Raw genomic sequence first — 18,721 nt, forward strand, 5'->3', positions numbered from 1 at the left:
GGCGTTGAACAGAGGACATTTAAATGCGTTTAAAAGTTGCAGCCTTTTTGGCTTTGGCGGCAGGCTTTTGGCTGCCGCAAGTCCAGGCGGGCGTCAATGTGGGCGCCACCCGGGTCATTTACCAAAGCAAGGAAAAGGAAGCCAACCTTTCACTTTCCAACTCTGGTGAAGACGGCGTGCCGTACCTGGTGCAGTCATGGGTCAGCCCTTACGACAACCGAGACGACAGTGCGGATGAATTTATCATCACCCCGCCCTTGTTCCGTCTGGACGCCAAAGGCCAGAACATCCTGCGCATCATCGCGACCAATGCGCAAAACCTGCCTACCGATAAAGAAAGCTTGTTTTTGCTGAACGTCAAAGCGATCCCGGCCAAGAGCGCCGAGCAAAGCAATCAGAACGTTTTGCAGATTGCACTCAAAACCACCATCAAACTGTTTTACCGCCCTGCAGGCCTGCAAGGTTCTCTTGAAGAAGCGGTGAAAAATCTGCAATGGCGTGCTGAAGGCGGAAAATTGACCGTACAAAACCCATCGGGTTTTAACGTGGTTGTCAGTGATTTTCTGATTAACAACACCGCCAGCAAAGGCATGCCCGAGGTGATCAAGCCCGGCAGTACGGTGACCACGGCGATACCGCTGAAAAACAGCGACACGCTGGCGCTCACCTACATCAACGAATACGGCAGCACCGTCAAGGCAGCGCCCATCACCCTTCATTGATTCCTGAATGACTAGTCGAATAGAAGGACCTTCTCATGTTGCGAGAGCGCATGTGCGCCTTCGCGCGCCGAGTAAAAAGCTGGAGCAGTGTTAGCTTGAGTGCTGTCGGTCTGACTGCAACCGCCGTAAATGCCGATTACAGCTTCGACTCCTCATTTCTGGAAATTGGCGGCGGCAACGCTTCAGCCGAAGTGGCCGAACAAGTTAAAGCCATGAGCCAGGGCCAACTGCCCGGGATCTACCGCATCGATCTGTCAGTGGATGACCGCCTGATCGAACAGCGGGACATGAACTTCATTCGAGAAACAGCCAGCCAGGTCTCGACCCCGAATGGCCTGTTCCCCTGCTTCAGCCTTCAGGCCCTGTCGGAGCTGGGTATTGACCCCGCGCGTTTGAAAGACGCCGAGATCAGTAGCGACAAGTGCGTTTACTTCAACCGCGAACTGACCGGCGTCACCTACGACTATGACTTCAATAAGCAGCAGTTGAATCTGCAGGTGCCGCAGGCATTCATTGGCGATGTGCCCTTCGAGATCCGTCGTAAAAACTGGAATGACGGCGAGCAGGTAGCGTTTGCCAATTACAGTTTTTCCGGGAGCAACTACAACAACCAGACCGGTAGCCGGCAGTCCCAGTTCGGCAGCGTCCACAGCGGGATTAACAGCGGCGCCTGGCGATTTCGCAACTTCTCGACGTGGCAAAAAAGCACCAACGTCGACGGTAACTGGAAATCGGTGGACACCTATGTCCAGCGTGATCTGGGCAACATGATGGCCATTGCCACGCTCGGTGAGAGTTCTACCGACAGCGATCTGTTTGACACGATCTCCTACCGCGGCGCCAGCGTGGCGTCCGACCTGGATATGCTGCCCGATGATGCCCGTAATTTTGCACCGGTTATCCGCGGTGTGGCCAACGGCCGCTCATTGGTCACGTTGCGCCAGCGCGGCTACGTCATCAGCGAACAGTGGGTGCCCTCTGGGCCCTTTGCACTTAAAGGCCTGTACTCGACTTCCAGCAACGGTGATATCGAAGTCACCGTCGAGGGCCCCAATGGCGAGCGCCAGGTGTACATCCAGTCGTTCTCGTCGGTGCCGTACATGCTGCGCGAAGGCCAGCAAAGCTACAGCGTGACAGCGGGCCAGTTTCGCCCCGCCGACAGGACGTTACATTCGGAGAAACCGAGCTTTTTCCAAGGCACTTACCGCCGCGGTTTAACTGAGGGCACCACGCTGTTCGGCGGCAGCATCGTGAGTCAGCAGTACAAATCAGCGCTCATAGGCTTCGCTCATGACTTTGCCGGTTTCGGTGCCATCTCGCTGGACGTGACCCACGCCATCAGCGATGACATCGGCACGGATTCCAAAACGCTGTCGGGCCAGTCGTATCGCTTTCGCTATTCCAAGTCCATCGACCTCACGGACACCAGTTTCAGCCTGGTGGGCTACCGCTACTCCACCAGCGGTTACTACAGCTTTAATGAAGCCATCGATGCGCGCGCCAATAACACGCTGACGCCCTATGTCGATGAAACCTTGATCAACAGCGGTGCTTTCTCGCCTTATTTAGGTGGCCATATGAAAAGCAGCTTTACCGCTAACGTTTCGCAACAGTTGGGGACTTATGGCGGCATGTACGCCAACCTGACCAAAACCGATTATTGGAACCGCGCCCAAAGCAATACCTCCATTCAAGTGGGCTACAGCTTCAGTGTCGGCCGGGCTTCGTACAACGTAGGTCTGGCACAAAACAGCGGTACCGGCGATGACGTTCGCAGCCTGTCGGTGAGTGTCAGTATTCCGTTCGGCAATCCCGGCAGTACCAGCCGTGTGGGGCTGAGTACAAACCAGGACTCAGCCGGCAATGCCAGCCGTAACGCTACCTTCAGCGGCTCTCAATTCCAGGATGACTCGCTGTCTTACAACGTGGGGATCAATCAACAGATCTCTGACGACGATCGCGTGCTCGGCAGCTCGATTGCTGCCCGTTACAACGCGGCGAATGCCATTTGGCATGGCTCTTACAACAGGGATCAAAGCACTCGCCAGTCGGATTACGGCGTGGAAGGCGCAGTCGTAGCCACTCGCGACACGGTGATGTTTACCCAGCCATTAGGCGAAACCAACATTATTGTCGCCACACCGGGTGCTGCAAACGTCGGCGTACTGACCAAAAGCGGGATCAAAACCAACAGCAGCGGCTACACGGTTATTCCATCCGCCCAGCCTTACCGTAAAAACAAGGTGTCACTGAATACCGACTCGTTATCGGACAACACCGACATCGCGAATCTGGTTCAGGAGGTCACGCCTAATCGCGGTGCGTTTGTGCTGGCTAATTTTGAAACCCATAACGGCCGTCGCCTGTTGATTAGCGTGAGTTCCAGCGATGGCAAGCCAGCCCCTTTTGCCGCCGAATCTCAGCTGTTTGACCTGAAGGGCGGCTTGCTGAGCACGGCCATGGTGGCGGACAAAGGCCGGGTATTTATGACAGGTGTGCCAGACAAAGCGCGACTGTTAATCAACGTCAACGGTCAGCCGTGGTGCTCCAAGGCTTTGGATCTAAGTACCTATGACCTTTCAGAAACGGGCATCGGACAACTGCACATCCGTTGCGATGCCAAGCTGGTAACGCCAGCAGCACCTCAAGGTAGCTCCGATGAATAACCCGATAGTCCAACCTCTTCGCCCACGCTGGGTAAAAAGGTTTTTGTTCCTGCTGACGATGCTCCTCATGTCTGCCAGCCAGCATGCGTTTGCCTTGATTGAAAACAACCTTAGCTGCACGGCAACGGGCACCACGGGCCTTATTGATCTAGGCGATCTGACACCCGGACAAACGTATACCGCCAACATGACGGCCAATTGCCGAGTCACTCGCTGGTACCCCTATGGTTCGTCGCTGCAGCACACCCAGTTCTATAACGTGGGTAAAGGCAGCAAGATTCAGGTGTTTCATACCAACTCGGGCTTGATGGTTCCTGAACAGTCTATCGGCACCGCCAGCACCGTTTGCATGCCGTCAAGCTGTGTTCAGTTGTTCGTGGGCAACACCTTTTCTTACAACGTACTGCTGTATGGAACAGCCTCAACCACACCGGGCAATTACATGGTCAGCGTATCGCTGACGGACACCTCTATTCGGGGTTATGAGGCTTATGGCGACTACCTCCAGACCGTTATTCTCAGTTACCGGGTTGTCCAACCCGCCTGCGCCTTGGGTTCGGCTAAAACCATGAACCTGTCTTTCGGCACGCTCAACAGCAACGATTTTGCCACTACCCAGCAAGTGGCAAATGTCACGATGAACTGCACCAGAGGCACTCAAGTCACGGCCTCTCTGGTGCCAACCCAAGCGGCAATCAGTGGTAGCACGGGTGTTTCAGCGACCACGCTGGCCGGGCTGTCGATGGCCGCCACCTGGGCCGACACCGGCACAGCAGTCACCTTCAACAGCCCGCGTACGTTAACGCTGTCAACAGGCGCCAACACAATAGGTGTGGGCTTTCGACCGCGATTGAATACCAGCGTATCGCCGACCGGTAACTTCACCAGTCAATACACCCTCAACATTACCTACCCCTGATCAGGCAAAGGAGCTCGACCATGAAATTATGCGTATCGCTGGCCGCAGCACTTATTGCTGGCATGGCTTGCACCTCAGCCAACGCCGTTACCGACACCGTGACCGTGAATGTCAGCGGCACGCTCACACGGCCGCCTTGTACCTTGACCAGCAGTAAAACACTGACCGTCAATTTCGGGACGATGCGCTATGACCAAATTGCGGCGGCGCCGATGGTCGATGTTCCGGTCACTATGACTTGCCCGGCCAACTCGGCGCTGAGTATCAGCGTCATGGCCTCCGCTGTGTTTCAGGGATCAACGACTCAGGCTTATGCAGGGAAGAACAACTTGGCTTACTTGATGTACTGGAACAGCGATAACTCAGCCGTCAACGTCACAGGCGTAAAACGCAGTCTGACCAACCAGAGTGGCAACGTCGATCTAAGCATGAAAGCCAAACTGACGGCTCTGGGCTCTGGAGCTACAGAGGGATCATTCAGCGCCTCGGCCGTCATCAGCATTGAGTACTTGTGACCGCTTTCACTTGCCGATCCTGCCTCGCCGTCTGCCATAGGAACAGAACATGAATAAACAACTGATAGCGCTCTCATTGCTGGGCCTGCTTGCGTCCGGTACCACGCTCGCGGCCAGCGACAGCAGCACACTCACCGTCAAAGGCACGCTGATTCGACCGCCCTGCACACTGACCAGCAATAAAGTGCTGACCGCGGACTTTGGCAGCCTTCGCTATGACCAGGTAGACACGGCTGCGCAGATCGATGTTCCGGTGACCCTGACCTGCCCAGCCAACTCGGTGCTCAATATCAGCGTCACGGCGTCCTCTGCGCTGTCGGACACGGTGGCCTCTGCCGGCAGAGCAAACCTTGGGTATTCACTGCTGTGGAAAAGTGACAGCTCGCTGATCAACATTAAGGGAACAAAGCGAAACCTGACCAACCTCAATGGGGCGGTTGACCTGAGCATGAAGGCAAAACTGGTGGCCCAGGGCGCATTGTCCGAAGGCGATTTCTCGGCCTCCGCCGTTATTAATATCGACTACTTGTGATATGAACATGATCGCCCGAATAAGCCTGTGGCTTTCACTGTTGGCTGCACTATTCCTGAGCTTTAGCTCCACAGGCTGCGCAGCAGACGCTCCTTCACTGGATATCAAGGGTACGCTGATAAAGCCGCCCTGCACGGCCAGTTTCCCGGCCTCGCAGAGCGTGGAAATCCCCAAGGTGAACCTTAATTCGCTGCGGTCGGACATGACCGAATGGACCGATGTCGCCCTTGATTTTCAGTGCATCAAAGGCAGCCAGGTGCTCCTGAAGTTCAGCGCGGGCAACGGCGCCTATGACAGCAATACCTTGCGCACGACCCTCGACACGCTGGGCTTGAAAACACGCCTTACTGACATGACCAGCGTCGCCAAATTGCTGGACGTAAAGTTCGGCGAGCCGTTGAGCTTTTCTGTTGAAGACACGGTGCTCAAACTTAAGCTGTCGGTCAGACCAGTGAAGACGGCCGATGAACTGCCCGCTATCGGCAGTTACAGTTCAACGTTATTGATGGAAATCATTTACCTGTAGGTCAGGCAAATAAATTGGCCTTGATGCACAGAATCAACAGTGCCTGATCACTGTCGACGTCGAGTTTGCGCATCCCTGATATTTTCAGGGTGCTGATGGTTTTAATACTGCGGTTCAGTAACAGCGCAATATCACTCACGCTTCTGCCTGAAGCGAACAAGCGCAACACTTCAAACTCCTTGACCGTTAGCAGGCTCAACCGTTGCTCGAAGCCATGTGCGTCTGCACTCGGCACCTCAGCCAGTGTGTGCTGCTGGTAATGGCCTTCACGGTAAAAGGCATCCAGCGCCACCAGTATTTGTTCCAACCCGGCACTTTTTGAAATGACTGCGCTGATTCCCAAATCGTACAACCAGGCCAGCACTTGGGGATTGGAGAGCGCCGTCAGAATCAACACCCGCGGCTCAGGAAAATGACGCCGCAGGTATTCCACCAGGCGCGTACCGTCGCCGTACTGTTCGTCACCCGGCATGTTGTAGTCAGTGATGATGACGTCGGGACGCAACAGCGCCACCTTACTGATGAGTTCGGAAGAGTTCAGCGCTTCGCCCACGACTTTAAATCGCGGGTCGCGCTCAATGATTTCGCGCACGCCCATCAATACAATCGGATGATCGTCGGCCAACAAAACATTCATTTGCACCATGGCGTACCTGACTCCTGCCCTGAAAACAGTGTGCGTGTTATGCCTCGTCAGCGACCACAGCCCCGGAGGTGTTCAAGACTCGAAAAGAGCAGCCTTGATGCAGTAAGTGAGTAAGGCATGGTCGGTCAGCACTTCCAGCTTGCGCATGGCCGACACTTTTTGTGTACTGACGGTTTTGACACTGCGATCGAGCTGGCGGGCAATGTCGCCTATGCTGCTGCCCGCCACAAACAGGCGTAGCACTTCAACTTCACGAGGCGACAGCGTAGAGAAGCGCTCATCAATCACGGTGAGATTGGTGATAACGGAGCTGGCTTGCTCGGCAGGCGCTATATATGACCGGTCATTGGCCAATGCTTTCAGGGCCTTACCGATTTCCTGATGGATATGGCTTTTCGCAATTACCCCCGCCACGCCCAATTCCAGCAGGCGTGAAATAATCAAATGATTGCTCACCATGGTCAGCACCAGAATTTTTACGCGGGGAAACTGCTCGGCAATGTATTCAATCAGCCGCAGCCCGTCGCCATAAGTATCATCGCCGGGCATGTTGAAATCGGTAATTACCAGCGCAGGTTGATGTAACGTCAGTTGCTCAATCAATTGCGACGAGGTCAACGCCTCGCCGACCAGATTGAAGTACTCATCGCGCTGAATGACTTCCCGAAGCCCCACCAAGACCACCGGATGATCGTCGGCAATCACTACCTTTAATTCGCGCATTGCCTGGCTCCAGCCAAGAAGGTCAAACGTGACCCTCTGTAGACCCGCGTGTGATCGCGCCTAAAGGAGGCCATGACATTCAGTAATAAGCGGGGCTACCCCCATGATGGCTTAGAGCTATCTTCGAGTAAAAGAGTTTCAAAGTCTGTGCAGGAAACCGCGCCGCAAATCAAAAAGCCTTGGGCTTGGTCACACTCAATACCGCGCAGGAATGCAAGTTCCTCCTGTGTTTCAACCCCTTCAGCAACCACCGTCAGGCCCAGTTTGCGGCTTAATTCAACGAGGCTGCGCAGGGCCGATGCCAGATTTTCATTTTCGACACAGCCATGTACCAACGAACGATCAATCTTGAGCTCGCTAAAAGGGGTCGACACCAGGTTGAAATATGAACTGAAACCCTTGCCGAAATCATCCTGTGCCAGCCCAAAGCCCATCATGCGCAAGCGGCAAGCCCCCGCAAAGTAATTACTCATTTCCTCGGTGGTTGAGCTTTCCATCAACTCAAACACAATACTGCGCGGCTCCGCGCCATCAGCAGCCACATAGTCACGCAACCGATCTGCCAAATCATGGTTATCCAACAAATGCGTGGGCAGGTTGATTGACACGGGAATATCCCAACCCTGCTGGCGCCACTTTCGTTGGGCCTGCAAAGTTTGCTCAAGCATCAGCCACAGCAGTCGTTCTTCAAGGCCCATGCTGATCAAAGTGGGCAGAAAGTCTTTAGGCAACAGCAACCCGACCTCAGGATGTGTCCAGCGAACCAATGCTTCAGCACTGAGAATCGTGCCGTTACGCAACGATTTCTTGGGCTGGAACCACGCCTGAATCTGACCGTTTTTCATGGCCTGTTCGATGCTTTGCGGATCAATCTGTATGGCCAGCGCCGGGTGCTGCATTTCACCACTGTTGCGAAATATCGCCATGCGCTCTTTCAAGCGCATAACGGCATTGGCTTCAACCGGTTTGGATATCAAACCCACGACTGAAATACCCAGGTTTTTCGCCGCCAGCCCCGCACTGATCAACATGCGGCGTGATGAGGCGCTCATCAACGCCAGTGCAGGAGGTTTTTTCAAGGCTGAAATTTTCTGAATCAACTGCACACCATCCATGACGGGCATCAGCAAGTCGCTCAGAATCAAGTCATAGTCATGACGCGACAGGCATTCCAACGCCCCGTCGCCATCCCATACGGTGTCAACTTTAAAGCCTCCCACCCCATTGAAGACATTCAGCAAATATTCATGTTGAAAAGGATGATCCTCAACGACCAGTACACGATAGGGCTTCACTGGACCCTCCTTTAGAAGTGCTGGAGACAGTTGTACAAGGTGTGCAGCGTAAAAGGCTTGATCAGACACTGGTTCATGCCCGCACTCAGGCACCGCTCTTCTTCGTCGCGCATCGCACTGGCGGTGGCGCCAATGATCGGCTGCGTGACGTTCAGGGCCCGTAACTGGGCGGCCAACTCATAACCATTCATTTTCGGCATGTTGACGTCGGTGAGCAGCAGATCGAACGGCTCCTCTTGCCAGCGTCTCAGGGCTTCCTGACCATTGCTGACCAGTGCCACCGTGCAGCCCAATTCTTTGAGCTGGTCACGCAAAATCAGTTGATTGATGACATTGTCTTCCGCCACCAGCACCCGCAACTTGAGCTGGAACTCACGTTTTTCTGTGGCCGTATCAAGCGGCGAATCAACACGGGTGCCCTGCGCCTTGCGCAACGCCCGATGCACGTCTTGCAGGCTGTTAAGGTCGGCTTGCCAACACGCCTGCTGAGGATCAAGTGGTGTGGACAGGTCACTGGCTGCGACAACGGCAGGCCCCTGCCATTCAGGCTCCAGCCGCTGCCGGGCCGCACCGGGGTGCAACTCCAGCAACACGGCGTCGTGGCCTTTATCACCCGCCTTGGGAGCGCCCAGTTGGGCACGCACGCCCCAGCGTCGCAGCCAGTCGCAATAACACTGGGCCAACTCGCGTAAAGGCGACACCACATACACCGCCGAGGGTGCCAGCTCACAAAAGCGACTCAGGCGCTGTGGATCTCGCACCTGCACCAAAGGCAAATGCAGAGTGAAGCTGCTACCCAGACCCGGTTCGCTGACCAGCCGCATGGTGCCGTTCATCAGGTGCATCAGCCGCTTGCAAATGGACAGGCCAAGCCCCGTGCCCGCGACCACATTTTTCGCGGATTCCACTTGATAGAAAGGCTCGAACAGATGGACCTGATCTTCATCCGCGATCCCCTTACCGGTGTCTGAGACCTGCCAGTGCAACATGACGCACTCATCATCACGGCTGTCCATTTTCAGGCGCAGGACAATTTTGCCGTTGTCGGTAAATTTCACTGCGTTATTGATCAGGTTGTTGAGGATCTGACGAATACGCGTGACATCACCCAGCAACCACTCCGGCACGGATGCATCAATCAGGGCAAACAGCTGCAAGCCTTTGGCGTGGGCTGCGGCGCAATAGCCCTGGATCACTTCTTCGATGAGTTCCATAGGGCTGAAGGTATTGAGTTCAAGCTGCAGCTGCCCCGCTTCAATCCGCGACACATCCAGCACATCGCAAATCAGTTGCAGCAGGTTTCCTGAAGAACGCTCGATGGCCTTCAAGTAGTTATTCTGCTGCTCGTTCAACTCGGTACGCGCCAGCAGCTCAAGCGTACCCAGCACGCCATACAGTGGTGTTCTGATTTCATGGCTCATGGTCGCCAAAAAGAGGGTTTTGGCTTCATTGGCGCGATCAGCCAGTTGCCTGGCGCGTTCCAAAGTGACTTCAATCTGTTTGCGCTCACTGATGTCGCTAAAAGCACAAATCAGTACGTCTTCACGCTTGTAGCGTGTGGGGGCGAAAGCCAGATAAAGAAGGCGGCCATCCTCCATTTCAACTTCATCGCTGTTAGGAGCGTCGAGTTCATCAAAAGCCTGACGAATCCAGCCATGACATAAGGTGCCGCGCTCACCACTGCTGCCCAACCATTGCTGCGACAGCGAGTTTTCCAACACCACCGTGCCGTCGGTGCGGCGAATCACACAGAGTGCTACGGGCGCCACTTGCAACACCGCGCTGCTGAAGGCCTCGCTTTCAATGAGCGCCTGTATGCGATTTTCACCCGGGGTGATAAGGCGCCGTTCGATACGCATGATCAACCAGCGCAGGCCGATGCAAACCACCAGCAACAGCGAGATGCAGCCCACCAGCGGCCAGGCCAAAACAGGCAGCAGGCTGTCAATATCAACGGCGTAGACAATCTGCCAGCCGGAAAACCCCAACTGTTTTCTGATCGCCAACCGGTCAGGAAACCAGCCGCCGCCGATAAACCCGAAGGATTGTTGCGCATTAAAGGTGTGCAATGAGCTGACCAGCGAGGATTGCACCGCGTTACTGAAGAGGATGCGACCTTGATCGTCCAGCAACAAGAAATCACCGGCACTCTCACTGCCCAGCGCCTCAACCAGCGCCGGCACTTCAACCTCAATGCCTAGCCAGCCAGAATCCGGCCTGCGCTTATCCAGGCGTTTGAACAGGTAGAACGGTGAGTCCAGCACTTGATCATCGGTAAGCCACAGTTCATCAACGGAACTGTGTGACGGCTTGCCCAGATCGGCCAGGCGCTGTAGCACGACTGCCGGCAGTTGCGGCAAGTGCGACGAGGTATCAAACAGCCTTACCACCTTGGGCGCGTCGATCTGCGGCACATACAGCAGATTAATTTTGTGACGGCGAAAATAATCCATCATCCGCCCGGTCAACCAGAGGCTCCAATGGCCCTCATCGCTGCCCAAGCTGATGTTCATCTCCTCTTCAGGGTTCACACTGACAAAGGCTTGCGCCCCAGGGGGAGTGGGTACGCTGGCCAGTACCAGACTGGTCAGCAAGGTCTGGCGACTGACGAAAAAATCCTGCGCGTGAAATACCGCCTCATTCATGTAGCTGCGACGAAGCGACACTTCTTCATTGAAGACCGCGCGCAAATAAACGAACGAACCCGCCAAGGCCGCGACAATCAGGCCAACAGCAAATAGGTGGAGAATTTTTCGAGCAGCATTGGGTGTGGATTTCATTGCTCAAGCCTGAGGCCTGGGCGACGAAAATTTAATAAGACAATTCCTGAAACACTACGTGTCAGTGCAACGGGAGTGGGCATTGCGCCCGACTCCCGTGTTTGCATTCATTTCACCGGCGAAGCATCAGCCTTGCTGAACCGCGCTGAAATCCAGACGACCGTCTTTAAGTGGCGGGCACCAGTAGTAGCCGCCATTGAGCGGACGGCTGTAGCGATACAAGCCATCAATAATGCCGTCTTCCATGCCGCTCATACGGCGCAGTTGCACTTCAAACGCATTCAGGGTGCGGCCGAAGGCAACGAACATCAGCCCCGACTTACCGTTTTCAGTCCACGGCATGGAGCGGCGCACGATAAAAGCCTCAGGCGAGAAACTTTCTTGGGCTGTGCGCTTAACGTGTGCCGATTCAGGCGCATCGTCCAGTTCTTCGTTGTCGCTCATGCGACGGCCCATGATGTTGTCCTGCTCCTCGGACGGCAGTGCGGCAAAACCATTCAAGTCATGCTGCCACTGCTGAATAGCCACAAAGCTGCCACCGTCCAGTCCCGGTCCGGCGTTAGCCACGATGGCGGCGTCGATAGCCGCCTGATCGACCGGGTTCTCAGTGCCGTCTTCATAGCCAGTCAGGTCGCGATCGCTGCCGTAGCGGAAGCCTTCAGTCACATGCAGCACATTGAAAGCGGGCGCCAGTGCCTTCTCAATGGTCTGACTGCGCAACAACAGCTCACCGCGATCATCGCCCAGCAACCACAGCCACAAAGCGTGTTGAGTAGACGGATTCTCCACCATCGCGTTGAGTGCCGGGAATACCCGCAAACCTTGAACCTTTGCCCCCAATGCCATTACCAGCGGCGCGCCCAGACCCGCCACAACGCTTTTGCCATCCACCCACTGCGACAAGGTATCGAGTGCAGCCGGCAATGCCTCTACTGACTTGAGGGAGAAAAACATGTAACGCGCTTGCGAAGGTATCGGTTGGGCAAGAATGCTCGACTGGTAGGGACTCATAGAAACTCCTTTGGAAAGCGCAGAGTTTACTCCTACCCGTACTTTTTCAGTCACTGACTGAGGATTTTTCTTAATCCCTACCCGGCACCGCCGTCCTTAAGACGACAGCTGATTGGCAAACTGCCCCACGGCATCCACTACTTTTTGCGCCCCGTCTTGAATCTCGACGATCACGGTGCCCGCTTCAGCTGCCAGCGCCAGCCCTTGTTCGGCCTGCAACTTGCCATCACTCATCAAGACAACTGCATCACGGGCCATGTCCTGATTTTGACGAACCACGCTGATGATTTCCTCAGTGGCCTTGCTCGTACGCGAAGCCAACTGCCGCACTTCGTCTGCAACCACGGCAAAGCCACGGCCTTGCTCTCCGGCACGGGCCGCTTCAATGGCCGCATTGAGCGCCAGCAAATTGGTTTGCTCAGCAATCGAGCTGATGGTTTTGACGATACTGCCAATCACCTGCGACTGATCGCTCAAGGCCTCTATACCGTCACCCGCCTGTTGCATGTGGCGGGCCAGATCGCGCATTACATCCACCGCCTGAGTGACGACTTTAGTGCCGCGCTGGGCGGTGGTGTCAGTTTGCAAGGACGTGGTGTAGGCGATACCAGCTGCGTCTGAAACGGCTTGCTCGCGCCGGATCTGATCGGTAATTACCGTGGCGAATTTGACTACTTTGTACAAGGCACCATTAGCGTCCCGCACTGGGTTATAGCTCGCTTCCAGCCATACATCCCGGCCATGACTGTCCACTCGCTGAAAACGCGCAGCCACAAACTCGCCCGCATTCAAGCGCTGCCAAAACGCCTGATATTCAGCACTGTGCTGTTCTTGCTGGGTGCAAAACATACGGTGATGTTTGCCCTGTACCTGCGCCAGCGTATAGCCCATGCCGTTGAGAAAACGCTCATTGGCAGTGAGCACTTCACCTTTGAGATTGAATTCGATCACAGCCGTGGAACGCAGCAATGCACTCATCAGGTTTTCGTGATCGCGAGACGTTTCAATCGTACGGGTCAAATCACTGGAAATGATTGAAATCCTCTGCACCCGCCCGCTGGAATCTAGAATCGGCTGCATGATCGAGCGCAGCCAGGCTTCCTGACCATTGCCGCGCAGCAAACGTACCGTGCCACAAAAGTGTTCCTTACGGGCCATAGCGCTTTGCAGGCGTTGGTAATGCTCATTACTGTGCAAATACGCCGGTACCAGCTCAGCAAGATGGCGCCCCTGAAGGGAAACTTCCGTGTACTGCATCACCTGACAAAAATTCGAATTGGCCGTTTCGATACGCCCATCAGCGCTCAGGGAGAGCATCAGCATTTCGTTGTCCAGACTCACTTTAACTTGTTGCAGGCTGGATAATTCTTCGCGAAGAGCGAATAGCTCCCGCTTCAAGCGTGTGTTGAACATAGAATTCCACTGCCGATAAAAAAATAAGCCTCAGTTCACATCGGCCAAATGGATAGATTCTGAAGGCAAATAACCGACATTACGCCCTAAAAAACACTCATCTGAATACATCCTGAATAACCACACTAAAATCAATGAAATAGTCATTGATTTTGCAGCAACTCTTTGCCAAATTTTAGAGCTAACGACTGAACATCATGGACATAACAGGGGCTCACAGGAGACAGGTCTGAATCATGAACACGGCAAAACTTTTCGTTATTGACTACACACTGCACGGCCAACCCAAGTCATTCATCATTCGCCTGCCCCGCCTGGATACTGCCACTGCCTGGTACTGGGCCGGGTGCGACGCCGGCGTGATACGCATCGGCCGCACAGATCGTGATCCGGCGAAACTGATCAACCCGGCCGAGCTGGAAAAAAAGGCGATTGCCAACGTCACTTGGCGCGCCGCCGGAAAATGAAGGCCACGAGGTACATCGCGCAGTCAATGACTGCGCGAATGTGCATTGAGGTCAGTGTTTTTTATCACCGCATTTGCAACTGCTCGACATCGCACAGCCCTGCCCCTTGGAGTGATGATCGGCGCAGGCCTCACAGCAATAATGTTTGCCCTCGCGCTCCACGCCGTTGGTGCCCACGCTGCAGTTACAGTCAGGGCAATCACAGGTATGTTCTTTCATGATGAACTCCTTGTTGTCAGGTCGTCACAAAGCGACAGGCGTGTCGCTTATAGGCAATGACTTTAGCTGCCTCAGATGGGTTCAAACGGTCTACCCATCGGAAATCTCTGCGAATTGATTTAACGTGATCGCCAGCCTGTGCATTCGCTGACACTGGCCCACCCATAATCATAAAAAGAGGTTTCGTCATGGCCGCTGAAATAGCAGACAGCCGTTCTGCCCGATTTGCACTGCGCTGCTCGAACTGGGCCGAGCGCTGGTTTCCCGACTCATGGGTTTTCGCTGCAGTCGCCGTGATCATGGTTGCGCTGGCTACGCTGGCAATGGGCGCTAAACCGACCGATGCCGCCATGGCGTTCGGCGACGGCTTCTGGAGCCTGATCCCCTTCACCATGCAAATGGCCTTTGTGGTCATCGGCGGCTATGTAGTCGCCAGTTCGCCACCCGCTGTCAAACTGATCGACAGGCTGGCGCGCGTGCCGAAAAACGGGCGACAGGCAGTGTGTTGGGTAGCCCTGATTTCAATGGTCGCCTCATTACTCAACTGGGGGCTTTCGCTGGTGTTTGGCGGTTTGCTGGTGCGGGCGCTGGCCCGGCGCACGAATCTGCGCATGGACTATCGCGCCGCCGGAGCAGCGGCTTATTTAGGGCTGGGAGCGGTTTGGGCCTTGGGCTTATCGTCTTCTGCGGCGCAATTGCAAGCTAACCCGGCCAGCCTGCCGCCGTCGATTCTGGCGATTACCGGCGTGATCCCATTCACTGAAACCATCTTTCTCTGGCAGTCCGGCGTATTACTGGCGGCCTTGGTAGTGGTTTCACTGATCGTCGCCTATGCAACGGCGCCTGGCCCGGAATCAGCCCGTGATGCAGCGGCTTGCGGCATTGACCCCAGTTTCAGCCTGCCAAAACTGCCGCCCCGCACGCGCCCAGGGGAGTGGTTGGAATACAGCCCCTTGCTGACAATTTTGCTGGTGCTGCTGGCCGCTGGTTGGTTGTTTCATGAGTTTTCCACCAAACCGGCCATCAGCGCCATTTCGGGTCTCAACACCTACAACTTTTTATTTTTGATGCTGGGCGCGCTGCTTCACTGGCGCCCGCGCAGTTTTCTGAATGCCGTCGCCAGCGCCGTTCCGACCACCACCGGAGTGATGATCCAGTTCCCGCTCTACGGTTCAATTGCAGCGTTGATGACCGTGGTCAAAGGCTCGGAAGGGCAAACCCTGGCGCATCACATCTCGACATTCTTTGTGCAGATTGCATCCCACGATACCTACGCGCTGTTGATGGGCGTGTATTCGGCGATTCTGGGGTTTTTCATCCCGTCGGGTGGCGGCAAATGGATTATTGAAGCCCCGTACGTCATGCAAGTGGCCAATGATCTGAAATACCACTTGGGCTGGGCTGTGCAGATTTACAACGCCGCCGAGGCGTTGCCGAACCTGATCAACCCTTTTTACATGCTGCCGCTGCTGGGCGTACTGGGGCTGAAGGCCCGAGATTTGATCGGCTTTTCGTTTGTGCAGTTGCTGGTGCACACGCCGCTGGTGCTGTTTTTGCTGTGGGCGCTGGGCACGACACTGGCTTATGTGCCGCCGGTGATGCCGTAAAAGCCCCTCACCCTAGCCCTCTCCCGGAGGGAGAGGGGACTTAAAGCAAAAGCAGATCAAGCACCCTCTCCCTTTGGGAGAGGGCAGGCGATTAAACCGCCCCAGCCGGGCGCAAACGGTACTGCGGCGGCAATTGATCCAAACCACTGATGGTGGTGTTCAGGCTTTTCCAGCGGCCATCCTTGATCCCGTAAATACAGCCATGAACCGACAGGCTCTGCCCACGGTGCCAGGCGTTTTGCACAATGTTGGTATGCCCGACATTAGCCACTTGCTGGATCACATTGAGTTCACACAAGCGATCGACGCGCTCTTCTTCTGTCGGCAACTGCGCCAGCACCTCGCGGTTTTCGTAATACAGGTCGCGGATTGAGCGCAGCCAGCCGTCAATCAACCCCATCTGCTGGTCTTGCATGGACGCCCGCACCCCGCCACAGCCGTAGTGGCCGGTGACCAGAATATGTTTGACCTTTAAAACATCCACTGCGTACTGGATCACAGACAGGCAATTGAGGTCGGTGTGCAGCACCACGTTGGCTACATTGCGGTGCACAAACAGGTCACCGGGTAACATGCCCACGATCTCGTTGGCGGGTACACGGGCATCAGAGCAACCAATCCAGAGGTATTCCGGCGTTTGCTGGCGGGCCAGTTTGGCGAAGAAGTCGGGATCTTCCTGCTTGATTGCATCGGCCCAGCGCTCGTTGTTATCGATCAGATCTTGTAGTTCATTCATCGGGTCAGGTCTCAAGAGTTGATGCGCAGTTTGGACAGCTTACCGGCGATTGGGGTCACGCAGGCACAGGGTTAATCGGGTAATCCACCGGGTGGAATTTTGAAGCGTAGCTATAGTCCATCCTATTGAGATTTCACTTCAGGAGCATTTGACATGACTGTTTCACGTCGCCCGTTCGGAGCACCGCAACCAGCACCCATTGATGATATTGAAGATGAAATGGGCTCGGTAGAGCCACTCGACTTTGATGATGAAGAGACCCACGAGCCCATCAGCGACTTGTTCACCGATGAAGAGCGCAATCGTCATATGGCCGGCCAGCCCTCGCGCAGAGCAGGCCTGAGCGGTGCTGCTTTGCCGGGTGACGACCTCAACGACGATGACCTTGAGCCGGAAATGTTAATCCGCGAAGACGGCGCCCGTGATGCCAAAGAGGCGGCTGAAGGCGACGATGAAGCCGCCGACTGGGAGCTGAGCGTGGTGGATGAAGATGACATAGGCGCCGGTAAAGGGCTGGATGAAGCGGAATTGGCGGAAATTGATCCAGTGGGGCGCAAGCGCTAGAAGCAAAAGCAGATTTTCCTTACGCCATCAATCAAGCCCCCTCTCCCTCAGGGAGAGGGCTGGGGTGAGGGCAGCGGCGAATATCAATCCACCAACGTACACGCCATCACCACCGCGTCTTCACGCCCACCCACCGCCGGGTAGTAATCGCGACGACGGCCGATTTCATTGAAACCATAACGCTCATACAACTTGAACGCGGCGGTATTGCTGTCGCGCAGTTCGAGGAAGCACTCTCGGGCCTCGTGTTTGTAAGCAATCGACATCAAGTGCTCAAGTAACTTCAGCCCCAGGCCACGGCCCTGACTTTCCGGCTTGACCGTGATGTTCAGCAAGTGAGCTTCATCCAGAATGATTTGCACCACCCCATGACCCACTTGCTGTTCACCCTCAAACATCAACCAGATCTGATACTTGCCCAGGCCGTCTAGAAAAATCCCGCGTGTCCAGGGATGACTGAAAGCCGCATATTCAATTTTCAAAACGGCATCGAGATCCGCTTCAGTCATCGGACGAAAAGTTACAGCATCACTCATTACTTGGTTTCCAGCGCGCCATCAGCCGGCGCATGGCTTGCCACACATCGGCTTTGCGGTGTGGCTCCTCCATTAACAATTCCAGACCCGGCAGCGCCCACGCGCAACCCAGCCCTTCGATTTCAAGCTCGCGATTGAACGCTTCAGCATTCTCTTGGCCAGCAAAACGCACGGCAGGCAAACCGATCAGCCAGACACAGGCGCACTCAGCTTCTTCCAGACGCGCCATTAAAAAGCCCTGCACAAACTCGCGTGCCGCGTCCGGCCCCTGATCAACGTTGCCACGTCGCAGTAATGGCCAGCGTATCGGCTCGCCAATGATCTGCGGGCTGTCGGGCAAGCCCGCAGCACGCAACATGTCTTTCAATAACAAGTAGGCCGGGTCGCGGCTCTGGAAGGCGCTCCCTGTGGGTAACTCCACCAGGATAAAGCAGCGTCCGGCACGCAGAAGTTGCAAGGCAAAACGTGGCGCCGGCACTTGCACCACCTTGGCCACCGCAGGCGTCGACTCACCCTCAACCACAGGCTTGCTCGCCGTGCGTGGCATAACCGATGGCCTGGGCACTTCAATTTTAGGGCGCTCGGCGGATTTGGCCTGCGCAATCACTGGCCTGACCACAGGCTCAGCAACCACTGGCGCGGCAGGCTCTTCAGGGAGCACCAGCAGTTCAGGCCGCGACGGCGCGGCGAACGGCAATTCAGTGCGCGGTAACCAACTGACCACTTGCATGGCAGTCAAGTAGGCGCGGCGGCGGGACTCGTTCAACAAGGGTCGGCCATCTGTGGATAAGTAAAGAGCCGCGATTCTACCGCCCTTCTGCCCTTCTCGCCCGCAGTTGATGGC

The 18,721-nt window shown here is 55.4% G+C and carries 19 protein-coding genes and 1 pseudogene; 9 read left to right on the plus strand and 11 right to left on the minus strand.

The features are described from left to right. Nucleotides 1–23 precede the first annotated feature (23 nt). From FJD38_RS12110 to FJD38_RS12135, 6 genes are all read left to right on the plus strand, one after another. Nucleotides 24–722 (plus strand): fimbrial biogenesis chaperone, encoded by a 699-nt coding sequence (locus FJD38_RS12110; protein ID WP_122786338.1) that lies wholly within the window; start codon nt 24–26, stop codon nt 720–722. Nucleotides 723–757: 35 nt separating this feature from the next. Further along, nucleotides 758–3,388 carry a fimbria/pilus outer membrane usher protein gene (locus FJD38_RS12115; RefSeq protein ID WP_146385485.1) on the plus strand — a complete coding sequence of 877 codons (2,631 nt, stop codon included), beginning with the start codon at nt 758–760 and terminating at the stop codon, nt 3,386–3,388. A gap of 67 nt (nt 3,389–3,455) precedes the next feature. Then, nucleotides 3,456–4,307: a fimbrial protein gene (locus FJD38_RS12120; RefSeq protein ID WP_244302723.1), complete on the plus strand. Its 852-nt coding sequence runs from the start codon at nt 3,456–3,458 to the stop codon at nt 4,305–4,307. A gap of 20 nt (nt 4,308–4,327) precedes the next feature. Beyond that, nucleotides 4,328–4,822 carry a fimbrial protein gene (locus tag FJD38_RS12125; protein ID WP_146385489.1) on the plus strand — a complete coding sequence of 165 codons (495 nt, stop codon included), beginning with the start codon at nt 4,328–4,330 and terminating at the stop codon, nt 4,820–4,822. A gap of 49 nt (nt 4,823–4,871) precedes the next feature. After that, nucleotides 4,872–5,354 carry a fimbrial protein gene (locus FJD38_RS12130; RefSeq protein ID WP_146385491.1) on the plus strand — a complete coding sequence of 161 codons (483 nt, stop codon included), beginning with the start codon at nt 4,872–4,874 and terminating at the stop codon, nt 5,352–5,354. Nucleotides 5,355–5,361: 7 nt separating this feature from the next. Next, nucleotides 5,362–5,880: a fimbrial protein gene (locus FJD38_RS12135; protein ID WP_233609165.1), complete on the plus strand. Its 519-nt coding sequence runs from the start codon at nt 5,362–5,364 to the stop codon at nt 5,878–5,880. 1 nt (nt 5,881) lies between these two features. On the opposite strand, the gene FJD38_RS12140 is transcribed toward FJD38_RS12135, so the two are convergent. The 7 genes and pseudogenes from FJD38_RS12140 to FJD38_RS25240 all read right to left on the minus strand — a co-directional run. Beyond that, complete coding sequence (locus tag FJD38_RS12140; protein ID WP_122786332.1) at nt 5,882–6,526, minus strand: response regulator; 645 nt, start codon at nt 6,524–6,526, stop codon at nt 5,882–5,884. Between the two features lie 72 nt (nt 6,527–6,598). Beyond that, nucleotides 6,599–7,249: a response regulator gene (locus tag FJD38_RS12145; protein ID WP_122786331.1), complete on the minus strand. Its 651-nt coding sequence runs from the start codon at nt 7,247–7,249 to the stop codon at nt 6,599–6,601. Nucleotides 7,250–7,344: 95 nt separating this feature from the next. Continuing rightward, nucleotides 7,345–8,544, minus strand: a complete 1,200-nt coding sequence (pvrR, locus tag FJD38_RS12150; RefSeq protein WP_122786330.1) for a response regulator cyclic di-GMP phosphodiesterase PvrR — start codon at nt 8,542–8,544, stop codon at nt 7,345–7,347. Between the two features lie 11 nt (nt 8,545–8,555). Beyond that, nucleotides 8,556–11,324, minus strand: coding sequence for an ATP-binding protein (locus tag FJD38_RS12155; protein ID WP_146385494.1), 2,769 nt, complete (start codon nt 11,322–11,324; stop codon nt 8,556–8,558). Between the two features lie 126 nt (nt 11,325–11,450). Then, nucleotides 11,451–12,335, minus strand: a complete 885-nt coding sequence (locus FJD38_RS12160) for a Dyp-type peroxidase (RefSeq protein ID WP_122786328.1) — start codon at nt 12,333–12,335, stop codon at nt 11,451–11,453. A gap of 96 nt (nt 12,336–12,431) precedes the next feature. Beyond that, on the minus strand, nt 12,432–12,863 hold the full coding sequence (locus FJD38_RS25235) for a methyl-accepting chemotaxis protein (RefSeq protein ID WP_482822458.1): 432 nt from the start codon (nt 12,861–12,863) through the stop codon (nt 12,432–12,434). A gap of 108 nt (nt 12,864–12,971) precedes the next feature. Next, nucleotides 12,972–13,748 (minus strand): annotated as a pseudogene (locus FJD38_RS25240) (PAS domain-containing protein); the annotation flags it as partial. Nucleotides 13,749–13,984: 236 nt separating this feature from the next. Here FJD38_RS25240 and FJD38_RS12170 point away from each other — a divergent pair. Then, nucleotides 13,985–14,215, plus strand: a complete 231-nt coding sequence (locus tag FJD38_RS12170) for a DUF6555 family protein (RefSeq protein ID WP_122786326.1) — start codon at nt 13,985–13,987, stop codon at nt 14,213–14,215. Nucleotides 14,216–14,266: 51 nt separating this feature from the next. Here the strand turns inward: FJD38_RS12170 and FJD38_RS12175 are convergent, their stop codons facing one another. Continuing rightward, nucleotides 14,267–14,434 (minus strand): metallothionein, encoded by a 168-nt coding sequence (locus tag FJD38_RS12175; RefSeq protein WP_122786325.1) that lies wholly within the window; start codon nt 14,432–14,434, stop codon nt 14,267–14,269. A 188-nt stretch (nt 14,435–14,622) separates the two neighbouring features. Here FJD38_RS12175 and FJD38_RS12180 point away from each other — a divergent pair, with 188 nt between their 5' ends. Then, complete coding sequence (locus tag FJD38_RS12180; RefSeq protein ID WP_146385496.1) at nt 14,623–16,041, plus strand: short-chain fatty acid transporter; 1,419 nt, start codon at nt 14,623–14,625, stop codon at nt 16,039–16,041. 91 nt (nt 16,042–16,132) lie between these two features. On the opposite strand, the gene can is transcribed toward FJD38_RS12180, so the two are convergent. Beyond that, nucleotides 16,133–16,777, minus strand: coding sequence for a carbonate dehydratase (gene can / locus FJD38_RS12185; RefSeq protein WP_146385498.1), 645 nt, complete (start codon nt 16,775–16,777; stop codon nt 16,133–16,135). 153 nt (nt 16,778–16,930) lie between these two features. On the opposite strand from can, the gene FJD38_RS12190 reads away from it, so the two are divergent. After that, the gene (locus FJD38_RS12190) at nt 16,931–17,341 is read left to right on the plus strand and encodes a serine kinase/phosphatase (RefSeq protein WP_167654265.1); all 411 of its coding nucleotides are present in this window, start codon (nt 16,931–16,933) and stop codon (nt 17,339–17,341) included. 83 nt (nt 17,342–17,424) lie between these two features. On the opposite strand, the gene rimI is transcribed toward FJD38_RS12190, so the two are convergent. Together rimI and FJD38_RS12200 are read right to left on the minus strand one after the other, a co-directional pair. Next, nucleotides 17,425–17,877, minus strand: coding sequence for a ribosomal protein S18-alanine N-acetyltransferase (rimI, locus tag FJD38_RS12195; protein WP_146385500.1), 453 nt, complete (start codon nt 17,875–17,877; stop codon nt 17,425–17,427). Next, nucleotides 17,870–18,646 (minus strand): energy transducer TonB, encoded by a 777-nt coding sequence (locus FJD38_RS12200; RefSeq protein WP_146385502.1) that lies wholly within the window; start codon nt 18,644–18,646, stop codon nt 17,870–17,872. The genes rimI and FJD38_RS12200 overlap by 8 nt, the downstream gene beginning before the upstream one ends. Between the last annotated feature and the right edge of the window lie 75 nt (nt 18,647–18,721).

Source organism: Pseudomonas saxonica (assembly GCF_007858365.1).
Lineage (GTDB): Bacteria > Pseudomonadota > Gammaproteobacteria > Pseudomonadales > Pseudomonadaceae > Aquipseudomonas > Aquipseudomonas saxonica.